This window comes from Aquabacterium sp. A08 (assembly GCF_011742065.1).
Genome location: NZ_JAAQQT010000488.1, coordinates 1 through 254, shown reverse-complemented (window position 1 = coordinate 254; position 254 = coordinate 1). Strand labels below are relative to the sequence as shown.

Genomic DNA, 254 nt, shown 5'->3' with positions numbered 1-254 from the left:
ACCAGGGTGAACAGCGGCAGCCCGCTGTCGCGCAGGCGGCGGGTGCCGCCCAGTTCGGGCAGGGCCACAATGGCCGCGCCCTCGGTCACGGTGGCACCCAGCTTTTCCAGCAGCTTGCGGCCCGCCATCATGGTGCCGCCGGTGGCGATCAGGTCGTCAATCAGCAGCACCCGGTCGCCGCTTTTCACCGCGTCGGTGTGCAACTCCACGGTGGCGCTGCCGTATTCCAGCTCGTAGGTTTCCTCCACCGTGGT

At 68.5% G+C, this 254-nt stretch carries 1 protein-coding gene; it reads right to left on the bottom strand.

What is annotated here, in order from left to right:
- Positions 1–254 (bottom strand): phosphoribosyltransferase family protein (locus tag HA630_RS27330; protein WP_256368607.1); only part of this gene is annotated, 254 nt, incomplete at both ends.